General features: G+C 45.5%; 14 protein-coding genes. 8 read left to right on the top strand and 6 right to left on the bottom strand.

Annotated elements, in window-relative coordinates; translation table 11 throughout:
• Nucleotides 1-36: 36 nt before the first annotated feature.
• Entirely contained in the window at nt 37-516 is a 480-nt protein-coding gene (locus K5Q73_RS07435; protein ID WP_259650739.1) for a Spy/CpxP family protein refolding chaperone, read from the bottom strand.
• A gap of 234 nt (nt 517-750) precedes the next feature.
• Here K5Q73_RS07435 and K5Q73_RS07430 point away from each other — a divergent pair, with 234 nt between their 5' ends.
• A complete protein-coding gene (locus K5Q73_RS07430; RefSeq protein ID WP_220760767.1) occupies nt 751-1,434 on the top strand; it encodes a response regulator in 684 nt (227 codons plus the stop codon).
• Complete coding sequence (locus tag K5Q73_RS07425; RefSeq protein WP_220760766.1) at nt 1,435-2,805, top strand: ATP-binding protein; 1,371 nt, start codon at nt 1,435-1,437, stop codon at nt 2,803-2,805. It begins immediately after the preceding gene.
• 18 nt (nt 2,806-2,823) lie between these two features.
• Here K5Q73_RS07425 and K5Q73_RS07420 read toward each other — a convergent pair whose 3' ends face one another.
• Nucleotides 2,824-3,471: a TetR/AcrR family transcriptional regulator gene (locus tag K5Q73_RS07420; RefSeq protein WP_220760764.1), complete on the bottom strand. Its 648-nt coding sequence runs from the start codon at nt 3,469-3,471 to the stop codon at nt 2,824-2,826.
• A gap of 121 nt (nt 3,472-3,592) precedes the next feature.
• Here K5Q73_RS07420 and K5Q73_RS07415 point away from each other — a divergent pair, with 121 nt between their 5' ends.
• Complete coding sequence (locus K5Q73_RS07415; RefSeq protein WP_220760762.1) at nt 3,593-4,480, top strand: LysR family transcriptional regulator; 888 nt, start codon at nt 3,593-3,595, stop codon at nt 4,478-4,480.
• A 75-nt stretch (nt 4,481-4,555) separates the two neighbouring features.
• On the opposite strand, the gene K5Q73_RS07410 is transcribed toward K5Q73_RS07415, so the two are convergent.
• From K5Q73_RS07410 to K5Q73_RS07400, 3 genes are all read right to left on the bottom strand, one after another.
• Nucleotides 4,556-5,800 carry a hypothetical protein gene (locus K5Q73_RS07410; RefSeq protein ID WP_220760760.1) on the bottom strand — a complete coding sequence of 415 codons (1,245 nt, stop codon included), beginning with the start codon at nt 5,798-5,800 and terminating at the stop codon, nt 4,556-4,558.
• Between the two features lie 246 nt (nt 5,801-6,046).
• The gene (locus K5Q73_RS07405; protein ID WP_220760758.1) at nt 6,047-6,400 is read right to left on the bottom strand and encodes a cytochrome c3 family protein; all 354 of its coding nucleotides are present in this window, start codon (nt 6,398-6,400) and stop codon (nt 6,047-6,049) included.
• 29 nt (nt 6,401-6,429) lie between these two features.
• A complete protein-coding gene (locus tag K5Q73_RS07400; protein WP_220760756.1) occupies nt 6,430-7,950 on the bottom strand; it encodes a flavocytochrome c in 1,521 nt (506 codons plus the stop codon).
• Between the two features lie 459 nt (nt 7,951-8,409).
• Here K5Q73_RS07400 and K5Q73_RS07395 point away from each other — a divergent pair, with 459 nt between their 5' ends.
• Nucleotides 8,410-9,345 (top strand): LysR family transcriptional regulator, encoded by a 936-nt coding sequence (locus tag K5Q73_RS07395; RefSeq protein ID WP_220760754.1) that lies wholly within the window; start codon nt 8,410-8,412, stop codon nt 9,343-9,345.
• A 292-nt stretch (nt 9,346-9,637) separates the two neighbouring features.
• Here K5Q73_RS07395 and K5Q73_RS07390 read toward each other — a convergent pair whose 3' ends face one another.
• Nucleotides 9,638-10,618: an MDR family oxidoreductase gene (locus K5Q73_RS07390; protein WP_220760752.1), complete on the bottom strand. Its 981-nt coding sequence runs from the start codon at nt 10,616-10,618 to the stop codon at nt 9,638-9,640.
• A gap of 252 nt (nt 10,619-10,870) precedes the next feature.
• Between K5Q73_RS07390 and K5Q73_RS07385 the strand changes: the two genes are divergently transcribed.
• The 4 genes from K5Q73_RS07385 (at nt 10,871) to K5Q73_RS07370 (ending at nt 15,428) form a co-directional block, all read left to right on the top strand.
• On the top strand, nt 10,871-12,391 hold the full coding sequence (locus K5Q73_RS07385) for an aldehyde dehydrogenase family protein (RefSeq protein WP_220760750.1): 1,521 nt from the start codon (nt 10,871-10,873) through the stop codon (nt 12,389-12,391).
• Between the two features lie 197 nt (nt 12,392-12,588).
• The gene (locus K5Q73_RS07380; protein WP_220760749.1) at nt 12,589-14,142 is read left to right on the top strand and encodes a YjjI family glycine radical enzyme; all 1,554 of its coding nucleotides are present in this window, start codon (nt 12,589-12,591) and stop codon (nt 14,140-14,142) included.
• Nucleotides 14,143-14,177: 35 nt separating this feature from the next.
• Nucleotides 14,178-15,056 carry a YjjW family glycine radical enzyme activase gene (locus K5Q73_RS07375; protein ID WP_220760747.1) on the top strand — a complete coding sequence of 293 codons (879 nt, stop codon included), beginning with the start codon at nt 14,178-14,180 and terminating at the stop codon, nt 15,054-15,056.
• Between the two features lie 210 nt (nt 15,057-15,266).
• The gene (locus tag K5Q73_RS07370) at nt 15,267-15,428 is read left to right on the top strand and encodes a hypothetical protein (protein WP_220766137.1); all 162 of its coding nucleotides are present in this window, start codon (nt 15,267-15,269) and stop codon (nt 15,426-15,428) included.
• The last annotated feature ends 520 nt before the right edge of the window (nt 15,429-15,948 follow it).

Genomic DNA, 15,948 nt, shown 5'->3' with positions numbered 1-15,948 from the left:
CGGTTGCGGCGACGGATATTGAGCAAGCCACACTAATTATCTTTTGTGATGCTTAGTAAAACGTTGCTTGAATTTCTCTTGCTGCTCAGGAGTCAGCAACTGATATGCCTGGTTTTGTAGCTTAATAATACTGACAGCCTTCTGCTGACGAGCATCTTGCTTAGCGGCTAATGCCTGCTTAACCTCAGCTTCGCTGAAGTTAGTCGTGGTAATAAAGTCTAGCATCTGCTGCTTTTGTGCTGCGCGCGCTTCTTTAGAAGGACGATCCTGTTTCATCTCGTCACGATGAGCACTAAATAGCGCTTTCATCTCAGTCTTCTGCTCATCAGTTAGGTCTAAACCGCGGAACATCTTGCGCAAGTCATTATGGCCAGCACGTTCACCTTTCATCTGGTGATAACCTTGTTTACCATCATGTGAACCGTGGTTATTTTCACCGGCACTTACGCCAGCGGTTAACAATGCACTGCTGGCCACTATGGCAAGCAAACCTGCTTTTAACGTATTCTTTTTCATCAAAGTAGCCTCATTTAAATTTGCTCAGCACTGCTAAGCTTGATTTGACGCTTATCAGTTTAGTCCGTCCAATGTAATGTTGGGTTTATTTAGCGTAAAGCTCTGTAAAGCAATTTAAATAAATCCGGTTTATGCCTAACTAGTGAGATCTTTACGTTGAATTACACTCCTAAACCGCAATTGACATCAAACAAGGTATACTCACCACAGTAAAGGTAGAGTAAAAGGGTAAATATGAGCCGTATATTGTTGGTAGATGATGACTTAGGTCTATCTGAGTTGCTTGCACAACTGCTAGAACTGGAAGGTTTTGAGCTAACACTTGCCCATGATGGCCAGTCGGGTCTAGATCTCGCTATTGAGCAACAATTCGACCTTATCTTACTCGACGTTATGCTACCAAAACTCAATGGCTTCGAGGTATTACGCGCACTTCGTAGTAAAAAGCAGACGCCAGTATTGATGCTCACCGCCAGAGGTGATGAAATCGATCGTGTCGTCGGCTTAGAGATTGGCGCAGACGACTATTTACCTAAGCCATTTAACGACCGAGAATTAGTGGCACGTATTCGAGCTATTATCCGTCGCACTCATATACAGCCAAGTGAAGCCCCTCAGGCGACACATCAGTATGGTGACATCAATTTAGATCCCACTCGTCAAGAAGTGCATTGCCAAGATCAGCTCATCATACTTACAGGCACAGAATTCAGCCTGCTGTTTGAACTCGTCAAAAATGCTGGCGAGCTCGCGAGTAAAGAGACCTTAAGTGAAAAGGTACTAGGTAAGAAGTTGATGCCATTCGACCGCAGCTTAGATATGCACCTTTCTAACCTGCGTAAGAAGATGCCTGAACGAGACGACGGCCGCCCTAGAGTGAAAACCATTCGTGGCAAAGGTTATATCTGGTTACCCTAAATGCAGCTAACAAAAAACCCTAATAATATTTTTGTTAAGCTACTGCTGGGTTTTTGGCTGTGTAGCTCCTTGATCATCGCGCTCATTGGGCTGCTGCCTTTATTGCAGCAAAACCATGATCAATCTGAATTGCCAGCACCTCTCGAGCGCATGCTTGAAAAAAGTGCCGAGCGTATTAGTGCAAATCCGCAGGTTCTGGGCACTGAAAAGCTCAAACATTTAAGCCGCTTTAAAGAATTTAAAGGCCGGCCGGCCCGCATCTATTTGGTCGATGAGTACGGCAAGGTACTCAATACCCATAAACAATCTCGAGCTTTAAGGCGCTTTATGCTGATGGCCGATGAAGCCGGCCATCCGATTAAGCATCAGTTTAGAGATGAGCTGATTTTTGGCCCCTATAATTTTGAGATAGCAGGTAAACCTTTCAGTCTATATGGCCGCTTACCTGAACATCATCCAAGGCCGTGGTTCTTCTTCTTTATCGACAATAAGATCCTCACATTAAGCATTGCCATTATCTTATCTGGTCTGCTATGTGGATTATTTGCCTGGCATCTTGGCAAGCCATTGCGCTCACTAAAACGCAGCGCCGACGCTCTCGCCGATGGTGATCTAAGTAGCCGGGTCGATATCGCGACAGCTCAGCGTAACGACGAAATCGGCCAGCTGGCTCAAGCCTTTAATGGCATGGCGGACTCGGTTGAAGATATGGTTAACAGTCAACAGAGACTGATCAGCGATATCTCTCATGAGCTGCGCACCCCGCTTACAAGACTCAAGCTCTCTTTGGCACTGAGCCGCAAAAAGGGGCAAGAAACACCAGAGATGGAACGAATTGAGTATGAGGCCGATCAGCTAGAACAGATGATTGCCGAACTGTTAGAGCTGTCTCGTGTAAAGCTTAATGCCAACGAGAATAAACGTAGCCTTGAACTGGCCGAAACCTTAAGCCAAGTGTTGGATGATGCCGATTTCGAAGCTCAGCAGCAACAAAAACTGCTGCATATAGACATAGATGAATCTATCGTGTTACCGCTTTACCCTAGGCCTTTAACTAGAGCGGTAGAGAACCTGCTTAGAAATGCGATTCGCTATGCCAACACTCAAGTCTCGATTCAGGCCATGGTCAGTAAAACTGGCGTGCAAATTGAGATTATCGATGATGGCCCTGGCATTAGCGACGAATCCGACTTAGAAGCGATATTCAAACCATTTTACCGACCACAATCGGCACGAGAAAGAGAGTCTGGCGGCTGGGGATTAGGCTTAGCCATTGCCAAGGCCGCAATACAGGCGCATCAAGGTAAGATAACCGCAGTCAATCAGCAGCCTAACGGATTAAAAGTTAGCATTAATTTACCGCTGCAGTAACCATAATTTCAGCACTATTTAAGCTGCGTTTGCCGTTTCTTCTTGGCTGGCAAGCCAGCTTACGTAGGCTAACTGATTAGGGATACGCTTATCAGAGTGGCCCATTAACTGCGATAACGCATAGCTGAATTGATAGTACAGACTCGCATCATCATATTGCTTACCGGCATCATCACAATTAATCAGTGCGCCGCGTAGGTAGTTAGCAACAAGCTCTGCGCGGTTAAAGCCTTCTACCACGCCGACTGATTGAATCAGCTGGTTATTCCACCGAATGTAATCACCATAAACCTGCTCGAATGCCGCGCGGTTATCATCCGTTACTAGCTCTAACAGTTCAGGGTTTGGCATTACGCGGGAAATAATAAAACGATCATATAGCAGATCGTCACGCAGACCCCAGCAATGGTGCATCAGGAATCGCGTTAAATAATCATCATATAGAGTGTCATCAATCGATGCTCTTTCGAGACGTTTCCTGTAATGTGCCGTAGCCACCGCCACCACTAAATCTGCTTCCGTAGGAAAATGGTTATAGATGGTGCCTTTAGAGATCTGGCTCGCATCGACTAAATGAGAACGGCGTAAATCAAAGCTTTTATGGCCACGCAAACAGCGCTCAGCAACCTCAGTTAAGTAACTTTCTCTACTCTGCCAATTACTCATGTCGACCTCTTCACAAATCTAACAATCAATTTAAATTCAGTTCACATTGATAAAATAGCAGCATAGAGGTTGTTGAGGTATTGAGTAATACTGATAGCATCATGAATAAACTCAATAGCCCATGCTAAAAATTGAACTATTAGAAAGCTTTATCGCGGTAGTTGAATGTGGAAACCTTTCCAAAGCAGCAGACAAGCTTTGCCGTACGCAGTCAACTATAAGCTTACAAATCAAGAAGCTAGAAGAAAGTGTCGGCCAGCCTTTGCTATTAAGAGATAACAAAGGTGTGACCTTAACAGAATCTGGTAAGACGCTGCTGAACTACGCCTATAAGATGTTACAGCTCAGTTCACAGGCAATTGACGAGCTGAAAGATTGTCAAAACCGTGAAGTCATACGACTTGGGGTACCCACTGATTATATCAATCGTTATCTAGGCAGCTTCTTATTAGAATTTATTCGTGAATTTACCTGTATCGAATTAGTCATAGACACCGACGTGAGTGGTAACCTGTATAAACGGCTACATAACGGTGAGTTCGATGTGATTGTGGCCACTCATTGGCAACCGCCCGCAGCTGGACATGGCGAGCTGTTATTTGAACGCCGTTTTCACTGGGTAGCCGCTAAAGGCGGTAGCGCCCATAAACGTGAAACCGTGCCTATGGCGCTGTACCCTGAAAACTGCCCTATTCGCGCTCAGGTATTTGCCAACCATCAAATCTCGATGCGCCCAATGAGTGTACTACTGTCAACTCCGTCACCAACAGCTATGTGCATGGCAGTTGAAAATGACTTAGTGATTGCGCCAATTGCAGAATTTCGTATTAGCGATAAGATGCAGATAATCGATCCTATCGAGCACAACATTCCGCCGTTGCCAACATTCAATGAGTCCTTATATCTCAACCCAAACACACAAACAGAGGCAACTTATCAGCTGATCAATTTGATCAAAGCCAATGTTCATGAGCTAGGCGAAGTACCTCTAGATGGCATGCTGAGCTAAAGCTCAAACCACATTCAGAGCACAGCATAAAAGCCAACGCATCGCGTTGGCTTTTCGGTTTTTAATGACTGCGCTTTACCATTTAACCTTAGTTAAATCACACTGAATAACCTCGCCACGCTTAGCGGGTGTGCCTGGATTTGCAGCTGATTCACATAGCAAAGTGGTGCCGTAATCATTGCGTTTGTCGTTAGCATTGCTACGCGCCCAAACTGACACAATTGCACGCTCTTCTGGTTTAGCTTCACAGCTTCCATCTACGTCAAATGCATGGATAGTGTTTTGGTGGAAATAGATCAACGAGTCTTGTTCAGCGCTGCCAGATAACCACATGGTTTGCGAATTATGCTGACCTTCATCAAACTGCACACGGCGCATGGTGTCGTCTTCTTTTACCGTTTTAACTAACGGTGAATCTTCACGCACTGCAATAGTTTTGAACTGATTGGTACAAGCCGGCACACGCATGTTGTAGTACATTTCTGACACGGCATGATTATGGAACGGATATAGCGTATCGACAGATTGCACTGTCATGCCCACTTCAGCCCCAACCTTTTCACCATTGATTTCATCAATACGCAATAAGCCCCAGTGACCAAAGATTTCAGCGTAGGCGTAACCACCGCGAATATTGTCAAAGTTCTTATCGTTGCGCTTACTCTCTTCAGCGTACATAGGGAACCAGCCAGCAGCGGCCCAAAGGTTGGGCAGTGAGTTAGCACTAATGTCGTACGGGAATACCGCAGGCATCTTCACCTCATCACCCGTCACCATCTTGTAAAAGTTTTTAGTAAAACTTTTACCATGAGCTTTAACTTGTTTATCAGTGACTTTATTATCGAAGAATTCTTCAAAAGTCGTGCGCTTAAAATGCTGGGCTACCGGTGAGTTTTTAGCAAGCTCTCCACCTGGGCTATAGATCCAATTAACCTCTTCGCGTGCACCAAAACACTTTTTAGCTTGGTCAGCATTATTTAAAACTTGATAGATGTTTTTAACCATCAACTTCATGTCGCGCCTGTCCATCACGCACATGTGCTGCCCACCTTCCGTGGAATCTACCATTGCGGTGTCAGAGTTTAGGCAACCACTGTTTTGGTCATTAGTGAGTGCTTCAGCGTAAGCACGTAAATAAGTCAGTGTTTCATCCCATAGAATATCAATATACTTTTGATCTTTAGCGCTATAAGTTGGCGACTCACCTAAACATTGAAATTGCGCATGATTAACATCATTGGCATCTAAAAAATCTGGCACTTCTCCAGCAACTAACCCGTTAGATAAAAGCAAACTACTCAGTAGAATTTTGTACTTCATTATCATCACCCTTTATATAATTTATAAAACTTATTAATTAAAATCATATAGATGGAATCAGTTCCAAAAACATACCTATTCGAGACTTCTAAGCTTATAAGACTACTTAAGTCACAATTGGAAAAAGAAATAATCATGAAGAAATAAATAAAAAAGACCACTAATGTGGTCTTTTTAAATTGCAGGAATTTTCAAAGTAATAGGTAAGAGATGAAGTTACTAATTACCTTTTAATAAACGATTAATTTACTCTTTATGCTTGTCGTACTTAAAGGTATGACAGTTGCTACATAGTGGCTGCTTAGTACCATGCTCACTATGACACTCTTGGCAAGGAAGCTCTTTACCATAGTGCAAGTTATTGTGTGGGTTTTGCCACTTATCTTCTTCACTGCGCGCCGTTTGCTCAGCTAAGTCATCAACATCATGACACTGCAAACACGCCTGATCTGAAGGGAACTGCTTAATGCCATTGTCATGACATGCTTTACAATCTTTACCGATCACTTCTTTATGGTGGTCACGTATTTCAACAGCCTGTGCAGACAGTGTTAGTAGGCAACCAAATGTTAGCGCTAATACCGCTTTTAATTTACTCATCACTTATTCCTCTTAATTATCTGGCAGATTTAGGCTTTCATCATGCTGCGTGCAGCAGTCATACCCATCACCATGCATTCAGGAATAGAGCAACTACCCAAACGGCTCACACCATGAATACCACCACACACTTCACCAGCTGCGTATAGACCAGGAATAGCTTGACCAGTAAAGCTGTCTTTTACTTCAGCGTTAGTGTTGATCTGCACACCGCCTTGGCAGTAGTGCACTTTTGGCCATAAGCGAACGACAGTGAAAGGCGCTTTAATATATTTGCCCTTAGCTTCTGTCATATTCTTGCCAAACTGTGGATCATTTTGAGTCTTAACGTAGTCGTTGTACTCAGTAATTTGCTGTTTAAGCGGCGCTAATGGCACTTCAAAGTGCTTAGCTAGCTCTTCAATTGAATCAAACTTCCAACCTACGTTGTACTTAAGTACTTTCTTAGTATTTGGATGCTTCTTCGAATCTTCATAGCTAGTGATTAGAATCGGCGGCAGTGCATTACCTTTAGCATCACGACAGTTCAACTCGGCATCGGCACGGGTCTTACGGTCAGCAATTTCGTTCATAAAGCGCTTACCGGTTAGACGGTCAATCGCAACTGAATGTGGGAAGTTGTAGATAGAGTAGTTAGAAACATAACCAAATCCACCTTCATCAGGTGATGCCCATGGGCCAGACTGGATATGCGCTAAGTGAACAGGTACTGCGCCTAGGCGGAACATTTCGTACATACCTTCACCAGTAGCGCCAGGTGCGTTAGTACAACCTACTTCAGCAGTTAATGTTGGGTCTTGCGCCATACGTAAATCAACGTTTTGTGCAAAACCACCTGTAGCCATAATCACGCCGCGAGTGGCACGAATATTAGTGACTTTACCAGGCTGGTCTTCACCAAAGTGATAGTTGTCGCGCATTTTCACGCCAAGTACTTCACCTTTGTCACCCACTAAGAAACCTTCGAACTTAGCGCGGTTATGAGTATGGACACCAATCTTACGGCACTCATGTAATAGTGGCTGAGTAATACCAGCGCCACAGCTCACTGTAGTTTGGTAAGTACGTGCCACAGAATGGCCGCCTAACTGCTGTAGGTATGGGTGATATTCAGAACCCGCATCTAGAGTCATCTGCAAGGCTTCTACAGCGTGCTCAGCAACGTGGCGAAGTAGCGCTTCATCGGCAATACCGCGGCCTGATGCTAGCTGGTCAGCAACCATTGTCTCTACAGAATCTTTCACACCTTCTTGCTTTTGCATTGGTGTGCCAGGGGCTGCGAACAAGCCACCATTAATGGCAGAGTTACCGCCAAAATAAGACATCTTTTCAAAGATATGTACATCTTTTGCGCCTTTACGCGTTGCTTCAATCGCAGCCGCTAAACCCGCAAAACCTGAACCAATGATTAGGACTTCAACTTCTTTGTCCCATTTTACGCCATCCGCTTTCTCAGATACGGCCAATGCTGGTGCAGCGATTGCTACGCCTGCTGCAGCTCCGAATCCTTTAATGAAATTACGGCGTCCTAGCAGATCTTTATTGCTCATCTGTCATCACCCTATTAGTTTTTATTAGACGCAAGAATGATAAGGCTGGAATGAGTTCCAAAACGGGAGTCCAATAGGTATTTACCAGAAACAATAAAACAACATATCTGAAATTTAACCTAGGTCTAAAGTTTGCTTTTTTTATTACTTTAGAGGTATTTTGGAATTTATTCCAAACCTAGACCTATAACCAAAAAACCTTTACAGGCATGAATTAGCGTGAAGTTTCGCCCACTAACACAAACAAAAAAACACCTTGGATAGTGGGCATAAGCATCTGAAACTTCTAACGCTAACAACTTGTTAAATCGAAGTGCGCTTTCGTCAAATAAATTTCAACGAACGACTTGTTCAGGCGGATAAAATTTTTAAGAAATTGACTTGGTGTGTCATCATTAAGCTAACCCTGATAAATCAGTCGTATTAACGTTCGTCATGACGTGAGAAAAGTAACGCATTATGGAATTAGAAGAGATCTATCGCCAAGATCTAAGCTTGTTAATTGCACTGCAAATTTTAGTGGAAGAGCGCAGTGTCACTCAGGCTGCTAAGCGATTGCACTTAAGCCAGTCTGCAACCAGCCGCATACTATCTCGGCTACGCGACATGCTAGATGACCCGCTATTTTCGCGAGTTGGTCAGCAGCTAGTGCCGACCTCTTTTGCCTTAGAATGCTACCACCAACTACGCCAACCTACTGGGCAATTGATTGACCTGCTAACCCCTAAAGCTTTTGTGCCAGAGGAGTGCCAGCAGCAATTTTCGATAGCCGCGACTGATTATGCGATGCAAGCGCTGATCCCGTTTATCTTGCCGCAGATTTATCAAAAAGCGCCGCAGATCCGCCTTGAAATTGTGCCTGTGCAGCAAAAAGAATTACAGGCGCAGCTCAGCGTAAAAGGTGCCGATATGGCAATTTGTCGCGCCATTGGTCAAACGGGCAATCTGCAACACACGTTTCTCGGCAAGGTGGGGGTAAGCTGTTTAGTGTCGCCAAATCACCCATTAGCCAATAGCGATATTAGCCTTGAGGATTACCTGCATTATCCTCACGCCACTATTGCAATTAGCGATGGTGTGAAAACTCTGCTTGATGAAGCCATTAGCCAATATCCACCGCGGACTGAAGTATTAAGGACGCCACATTTAGATACCGCGCTGGCACTGCAATCGGTCAACCCACTGATTATTACCGTGCCAGAAGGCATGGCCGCAATAGCTGCCGAACGTCACCAACTAAAAGTAAAACCACTGCCTTTTAAGCTACAAAGCTTAGATTACAATCTGTTTTGGCATTCTCGCTGTGAGCAAGATAAAGCACAGAAGTGGTTACGCCAAGAGATAGCCAATGCCACGCAAAGCTTACTCTCGCAAACGCCGCAGAATATGCAATAAAGAAGGACCTAGATCCTAGGACGCTACGCTGCGAGGACGGGCTAAATAAACAAGGTACTAGGCCCTAGGACGCTCCGCTACGAGGACGGGCTAAATAAACAAGGTACTAGGCCCTAGGACGCTCCGCTACGAGGACGGGCTGCGCCCTGCTAGGAAAAGCAAAGATAAAAAACAGTACCTTTGCCGCTTATTAGCTCTTTCTTAGCTTTTCCGGCTTTTCCGGCTTTCCATCTTGGCTTTCCCTAGGACCTTTCTTAGCCTTTCCTAGGACCTATCTTTTCCTAGAACCTACTTATAACTGAACCAACACGCGTCCAGTCACTTGGCCTTTAATAATGCGCTGGGCAAACTCAGGCACTTGCTCAAGTGAAATCGTCTCGCAAGCATCTTCAAAGTAGCTAGCAGGTAGTAAGTTAAGCACTGCTTCCCATGCAGCTTGACGCTTTTCAAATGGACAAGAAACTGAGTCAACACCGAGAAGATTCACGCCACGTAAAATAAATGGCATTACCGTTGTAGGTAGTGCAAAACCGCCCGCTAAACCACAAATTGCTGCCGCGCCGCCGTAGTTCATCTGTGCGAGTGCCGTTGCTAATACCTTGTTACCGACAGTATCAACTACACCCGCCCAACGTTGCTTTTCAAGCGGACGAGAGTCGGCTTCAAGCTCGCTGCGATCAATCACTTCGCTGGCGCCTAACTTAGTTAGCAGAGCGCCATTTTGTTCTATGCGACCAGAGCTTGCCACTACACGATACCCTAACTGCGCTAGCAAGGTCACCGCTACACTGCCAACACCACCACTAGCACCAGTCACTAAAATATCACCGTCTTGTGGCTTAATACCTGCATTTTGCAATGCTTGTACACATAACATGGCGGTAAGACCCGCTGTACCAATTTGCATCGCTTTAGCAGCGTCGCAATTGCTTGGCATAGGTACCAGCCAGTCGGCTTTAACCCGGGCTTTTTCAGCTAGGCCGCCCCAGTGGTTTTCACCCACACCCCAGCCGGTAAGAATGACCTTGTCGCCCGCTTGATAACGCTCATCGCTTGACTCAAGCACTGTACCCGCAAAGTCGATACCTGGAACCATAGGGAAGTTACGGATAATTTTGCCTACACCAGTAACCGCTAGGCCATCTTTGTAGTTGAGTGATGAACATGAAACATCCACCAATACCTCACCTTCAGGCAGGTCTGCTTCGGTAATTTGGCCAACATTCGCCAACGTCTTCTTTTCTTCTTGGGTCAAAATCAGTGCGTTAAACATGACAAGTTCCTATTAAATCTGATGTTGGTAAGGATAGGCGATAAATCAATATGAATGAAGTGCATATTTTGCATAGAAGCAATGCGCCAAAGTCATAAACATAATGATTAGGCATAATAAAACTCCGATGCGAAGCCTCTCCAATATTAGGGATAAAAACGCCTGCAAGCTACTCGACTTTCCTCCTATCTACTCAGTCATAAATTATCTACTAAACTGAGTTGTCAAAAAAATATACAAGGAAGAGTTAGCATGATTTATAACAAACCAGGAACCGCCGACGCGATTATTAATTTCAAACCTCAGTACCAAAATTTCATAGGCGGTGAATGGGTAAAGCCCGTTAATAACCTTTACTTTGACAACACCTCCCCCGTAGATGGCCAAGTATTCTGCCAGGTGCCGCGCTCAGGTTCTGTCGATATAGAACTGGCGCTTGATGCTGCTCACGAAGCCAAAGAGAGCTGGGGCAAAACCTCTGTCACTGAACGTGCTAACACCTTACTGCGCATTGCCGATCGCATAGAGCAGAATATAGAGTCACTGGCAGTCGCCGAGACTTGGGATAACGGCAAAGCGGTGCGCGAAACCTTAGCCGCCGACCTACCATTAGTGGTCGACCATTTCCGTTATTTTGCCGGTTGTATTCGTGCCCAAGAAGGCAGTGCAGCCGACATTGACAGTAATACGGTCAGTTATCATTTCCCTGAGCCGTTAGGTGTAGTTGGGCAGATTATTCCCTGGAACTTTCCCTTACTAATGGCTGCCTGGAAAATTGCTCCAGCACTTGCTGCAGGTAACTGCGTGGTGCTTAAACCAGCCGAACAGACGCCAGTGTCGATTCTAGTGCTGCTGGAACTTATCGAGGACTTACTGCCTAAAGGCATACTCAACGTGGTCAACGGTTTCGGCGCCGAGGCGGGCCAAGCTCTGGCCACCAGCAAGCGTATCGCTAAGCTGGCCTTTACCGGTTCAACTGAGGTGGGTCACCATATATTAAAGTGCGCCGCGGAATCGTTAATTCCATCAACCGTCGAGCTGGGCGGTAAGTCTCCTAACGTTATTTTTGCCGATGTAATGGATCATGAAGATGAATACCTCGATAAAGCCATAGAGGGCATGTTGTTGGCGTTTTTCAATCAAGGTGAAGTCTGTACCTGCCCATCACGCGCATTAATTCACGAGTCTATTTACGACAAGTTTATTGCTAAGGTGATTGAGCGCTGTAAAACTATTAAGCAAAGTAACCCACTCGATACCGACACCCAAGTGGGGGCGCAAGCCTCACAGGAGCAGTTCGATAAGATCTTAAGCTACCTGGACATAGGTAAAGACGAAGGTGCTGAGGTATTGATTGGTGGTGACATATGCAAACTTGAAGGTGAACACGGTCATGGCTTTTATATTACGCCGACAATCTTAAAGGGCACCAATGATATGCGCATCTTCCAAGAGGAGATTTTTGGCCCAGTCATTTCGGTAACGACCTTTAAAGATGAGGCTGAAGCCTTAGCGATTGCCAACGATACCGAATACGGTCTAGGTGCAGGTGTATGGACTCGCGATATGAATACCGCCCAGCGTATGGGACGCGGCATTCAAGCGGGACGCGTATGGATTAACTGTTACCACGCCTACCCTGCTCACGCCGCCTTTGGCGGTTATAAAAAATCAGGTATTGGCCGTGAAACCCACAAGATGATGTTAGATCACTACCAGAACACTAAGAACCTGTTGATCAGTTACGATGCTAATCCGTTAGGTTTCTTCTAGCTCGCTTTAGCTTTGTTCTCACCTTATGCAGGCTGGCAGTTGCCAGCCTGCCCCGCTCACCGACTCACTTTCAAATAAGTTGAGAACCTTGGCTTCGGATTTCCAAATTGGCAATCACTCTTTAGCCGTTTTTCACTATAAGAATTTAGCGTTAGCATCTTAAAATATATCCATAAAATATTAGTGGATACTGCACCATGACCGTCGCAAACAGAATCGCTCAAATAGCTCGTGACCCTAACCTTTCGCCAAAGCAAAAGTCTAACTTCTTAGCCTTAGAAGCAGAAGCGAGTCTGCCTTATGTTGAGGTGTCAGATGCCGTAGCCGAGGCCAAAGAGCAAGGTGTTATCTGTGATATGTTTGAAGGCAACGCGCCGTTCAAGCCAAGATATGTTCTGCCCGATTACGCCAAGTTTTTACAAAATGGTTCTGAGTATTTAGAGCTAAGCCCGGCGCAAGACTTAGATGAAGCCTTAAATGCATTAACTATCATCTATCACCATGTACCATCAGTCACCAATATTCCCGTTTATCTAGGTCAACTCGATGACGTGCTATTACCATTTTGCCAAGGTCTTGATGACGAGACTATTTATCGTAAATTAAAGCTATTTTGGATCATGCTAGACCGCACCTTGCCAGATGCCTTTATGCACGTAAACATCGGCCCGACAGACAATATTGTTTGCCGCACCATTTTACGTGTCGATGCCGAGCTTAAGCAGATAGCACCTAACCTGACTTTTATGTACGACCCAGAAATCACTCCTGATGAGCTTCTACAAGTCGCCGCCAGCAATATCTGTGAGTGCAGCAAGCCGCATATTGCCAATTACCCGCTACATGCCAACAGCTTCGATGATAAAGGTTTTGGTATCGTCAGTTGCTATAACTCACTGCCACTCGCTGGCGGCGCGAACACTTTAGTCAGGCTGAACCTAAAACAAGTCGCATTACAAGCCAATAGTGAGGGTGACTTCTTTAGCCGAGTACTACCGCACTATTGCCAGTTAACCTACGAGTTAATCGATGCACGCGCCAAGTTTTTGCATGAAGACTCTAACTTCTTCAACAGCTTCTTAGTCAAAGAGGGGCTGATTGAGGAATCACGTTTTGCGCCTATGCTTGGCATTTACGGCATGGCAGAAGCGGTCAATATTTTGCAAGGTACGCCAGATTTTGATGAAGACAACATAGATAAGCCGAGCAACCATTACGGCCATAATGCCGCCGCTAACGAACTCGGCCACAAGATCTCAAAAGCCCTCGATGGCATAGTAAAGTCGACCCAGGTGAAATATGGTTATAACGGCCTAGCCCTGCTGCATTCACAAGGCGGCATTAGCATAGATAAAGACGTCACACCGGGCGTGCGTATTCCGTACGGCACAGAGCCAAACCCAATCGCTCATATTCAAGCCCTAGCGGAACATCACCAGTATTACACCTCGGGCATTAGCGACATTCTCACCATAGATGAAACCATTAAAGCTAATCCACAGGCGATGATGCAGCTGTGCAAAGGCGCACTGAGCTTAGGTTTCCGCGAGTTCACCGCTAACGTAGCCTCAAACGATTTAGTGCGTGTGACAGGTTATATGGTCAAATTGTCGGACATTGCCCGCTTTAAAGAAATGGGCTCACGCACTAACACCACCTGGCTAGGTGCAGAAGCCGCGCAAAACACTAAGATTTTAGAGCGCCAGCCACGTGTGGTCGCCCATGAACACACACCAGCATATACCAAGTAAAGTCACCTATTAGATTATGGATCTAGAGTAAAAAGATGAGTAGAGTCGCGACAGTTAACCAAATCATTCCATTTTCTTGTGTCGATGGCCCAGGCAGTCGTCTGGTTATCTTCATGCAGGGATGTAATTTTAACTGCAAGAATTGCCACAACCCGTACACCATAGACATGTGCGACAGTTGCGGCGATTGCGTGGCCACCTGCCCAGCAGATGCGTTAGCTCTGACAACAACAGTTCAAGGTAAATCTAAGATCGTTTGGGACAGTGACAAGTGCACCCAATGCGATATTTGTTTAACCACCTGCCCTAAGCAATCTAGCCCTAAGACTCGTCAATACAGCGTAGAGCAAATGCTTACGCTCATCCGCAACCAAGTGCACTTTATCAATGGCATCACCGTCAGCGGCGGCGAAGCCACTTTGCAACTGCCGTTTATCGTCGAGCTGTTTCAAGCGATAAAAGCCAGCGCAGATTTAGCTCATTTAAGCTGTATGATCGACAGCAACGGTTATTTATCTGAGGGTGGCTGGCAGCAAGTAATGCCTTACTTAGATGGCGCTATGATCGACCTAAAATCTTGGCAAGAGCACACCCACTATTATATTACCGGCCGTGATAATCATCGGGTATTTAGCAGTTTAAAGTTACTCCTTGCTGAGGGTAAGTTATACGAAATACGCCTACTGTATATTCCCAAAGTCAGTGATATAGACAGTGAGGTTAACGCCATAGCAGGTTATCTAAGCCAGTTACCTGACAATGTAAGAGTGAAGCTTAACGCCTTTCAACACCACGGAGTAACAGGCGAAGCCCTTAATTGGCCAACCTGCAGTGAAGAGCAGATGCTTGAGTTAGCAGCACGGCTAACCGAACGTGGGGTTGGCAACTTAGTTTTACCAAGTGTTTATTTGTAGGCTTTGAGCTAAGCCTACTTATGTAGCTTTAGAGCTAAAGCGATGAACCTTTGGGTTTATCATCACTTGAATCTTCAAACTAACTTCTAGCATTGGTGGTTCCAATGGCTTGCAGCCAGTGTTTTGATACGCGGTTCTAGCCAACGCGTTAACGCTAGGAAGAACCTACAGCGGTGAACCTTTAGGTTGTTAATGCTTAGGTAGCATTTGATGTCGCTTCCGACATCAGTGGTTCCAATGGCTTGCAGCCGGCGTATGTGCAGACGCTGCCGTGACACGCCGCAAGTCCATCCATGGAAGCTCGGCCATGACATCCATGTCATGGACGGTCACGGCCGCATCGACACTAAATTAGAAAAGCGAAACTTTTAGTATATGCCGTATATTTTGATTAGGAAAAATCTAAAGCGGTGAACCTTTGATTTGCTAATGCTTAGGCAGCATTTGATGTAACTTCCAGCATTTGTGGTTCCAATTGCCTGCGGCCGGCGCATGTGCAGACACTGCTGAAGCACGCTTTACGCCATCCCTGGCCGCTCTGCGGTTTCATCCCTGAAACCGAAGGCTTCAGCCGTATCTACACGGGGTTAGAAAAGCACAAAATCGACCAAAAGTGTTCCCCATAGTAAAGTACTAATCTCACAATTAATTGAAGACTTACAGAAAACACCCATTCCCCATCGGAGTTGCCGAAGGCATTGAAGAACTCTTGTAAACATTAGTCGCGTGAGCGAGTCATGGATGACGAGGTAGCCTTAGTAGAGCCATGGATAATGGAATGGACCCATCCACTTTTAATCGGCCTCGCAATGGGCCACGATGTAGTTGCTTAAACTCATCAGAAAGAGGACGGGTCCACTATGAACATTACTACAATTGGTCTTGATATCGC

The sequence above is a fragment of the Shewanella sp. MBTL60-112-B2 genome (genome assembly GCF_019655055.1).
Classification (GTDB): Bacteria; Pseudomonadota; Gammaproteobacteria; order Enterobacterales; family Shewanellaceae; genus Shewanella.
Note: the sequence above shows the minus strand (reverse complement) of the source record. Positions and strands in the feature narration are given on the sequence as shown.

What these genes read in the sequence shown, in the direction of transcription:
- K5Q73_RS07420 (WP_220760764.1), bottom strand. Translation starts at nt 3,471, where the DNA reads ATGAGTAATTGGCAGAGTAGAGAAAGTTACTTAACTGAGGTTGCTGAG.
- K5Q73_RS07380 (WP_220760749.1), top strand. Translation starts at nt 12,589, where the DNA reads ATGACCGTCGCAAACAGAATCGCTCAAATAGCTCGTGACCCTAACCTT.
- K5Q73_RS07400 (WP_220760756.1), bottom strand. Translation starts at nt 7,950, where the DNA reads ATGAGCAATAAAGATCTGCTAGGACGCCGTAATTTCATTAAAGGATTC.
- K5Q73_RS07410 (WP_220760760.1), bottom strand. Translation starts at nt 5,800, where the DNA reads ATGAAGTACAAAATTCTACTGAGTAGTTTGCTTTTATCTAACGGGTTA.
- K5Q73_RS07430 (WP_220760767.1), top strand. Translation starts at nt 751, where the DNA reads ATGAGCCGTATATTGTTGGTAGATGATGACTTAGGTCTATCTGAGTTG.
- K5Q73_RS07425 (WP_220760766.1), top strand. Translation starts at nt 1,435, where the DNA reads ATGCAGCTAACAAAAAACCCTAATAATATTTTTGTTAAGCTACTGCTG.
- K5Q73_RS07385 (WP_220760750.1), top strand. Translation starts at nt 10,871, where the DNA reads ATGATTTATAACAAACCAGGAACCGCCGACGCGATTATTAATTTCAAA.
- K5Q73_RS07435 (WP_259650739.1), bottom strand. Translation starts at nt 516, where the DNA reads ATGAAAAAGAATACGTTAAAAGCAGGTTTGCTTGCCATAGTGGCCAGC.
- K5Q73_RS07415 (WP_220760762.1), top strand. Translation starts at nt 3,593, where the DNA reads ATGCTAAAAATTGAACTATTAGAAAGCTTTATCGCGGTAGTTGAATGT.
- K5Q73_RS07395 (WP_220760754.1), top strand. Translation starts at nt 8,410, where the DNA reads ATGGAATTAGAAGAGATCTATCGCCAAGATCTAAGCTTGTTAATTGCA.
- K5Q73_RS07405 (WP_220760758.1), bottom strand. Translation starts at nt 6,400, where the DNA reads ATGAGTAAATTAAAAGCGGTATTAGCGCTAACATTTGGTTGCCTACTA.
- K5Q73_RS07375 (WP_220760747.1), top strand. Translation starts at nt 14,178, where the DNA reads ATGAGTAGAGTCGCGACAGTTAACCAAATCATTCCATTTTCTTGTGTC.
- K5Q73_RS07390 (WP_220760752.1), bottom strand. Translation starts at nt 10,618, where the DNA reads ATGTTTAACGCACTGATTTTGACCCAAGAAGAAAAGAAGACGTTGGCG.
- K5Q73_RS07370 (WP_220766137.1), top strand. Translation starts at nt 15,267, where the DNA reads ATGTCGCTTCCGACATCAGTGGTTCCAATGGCTTGCAGCCGGCGTATG.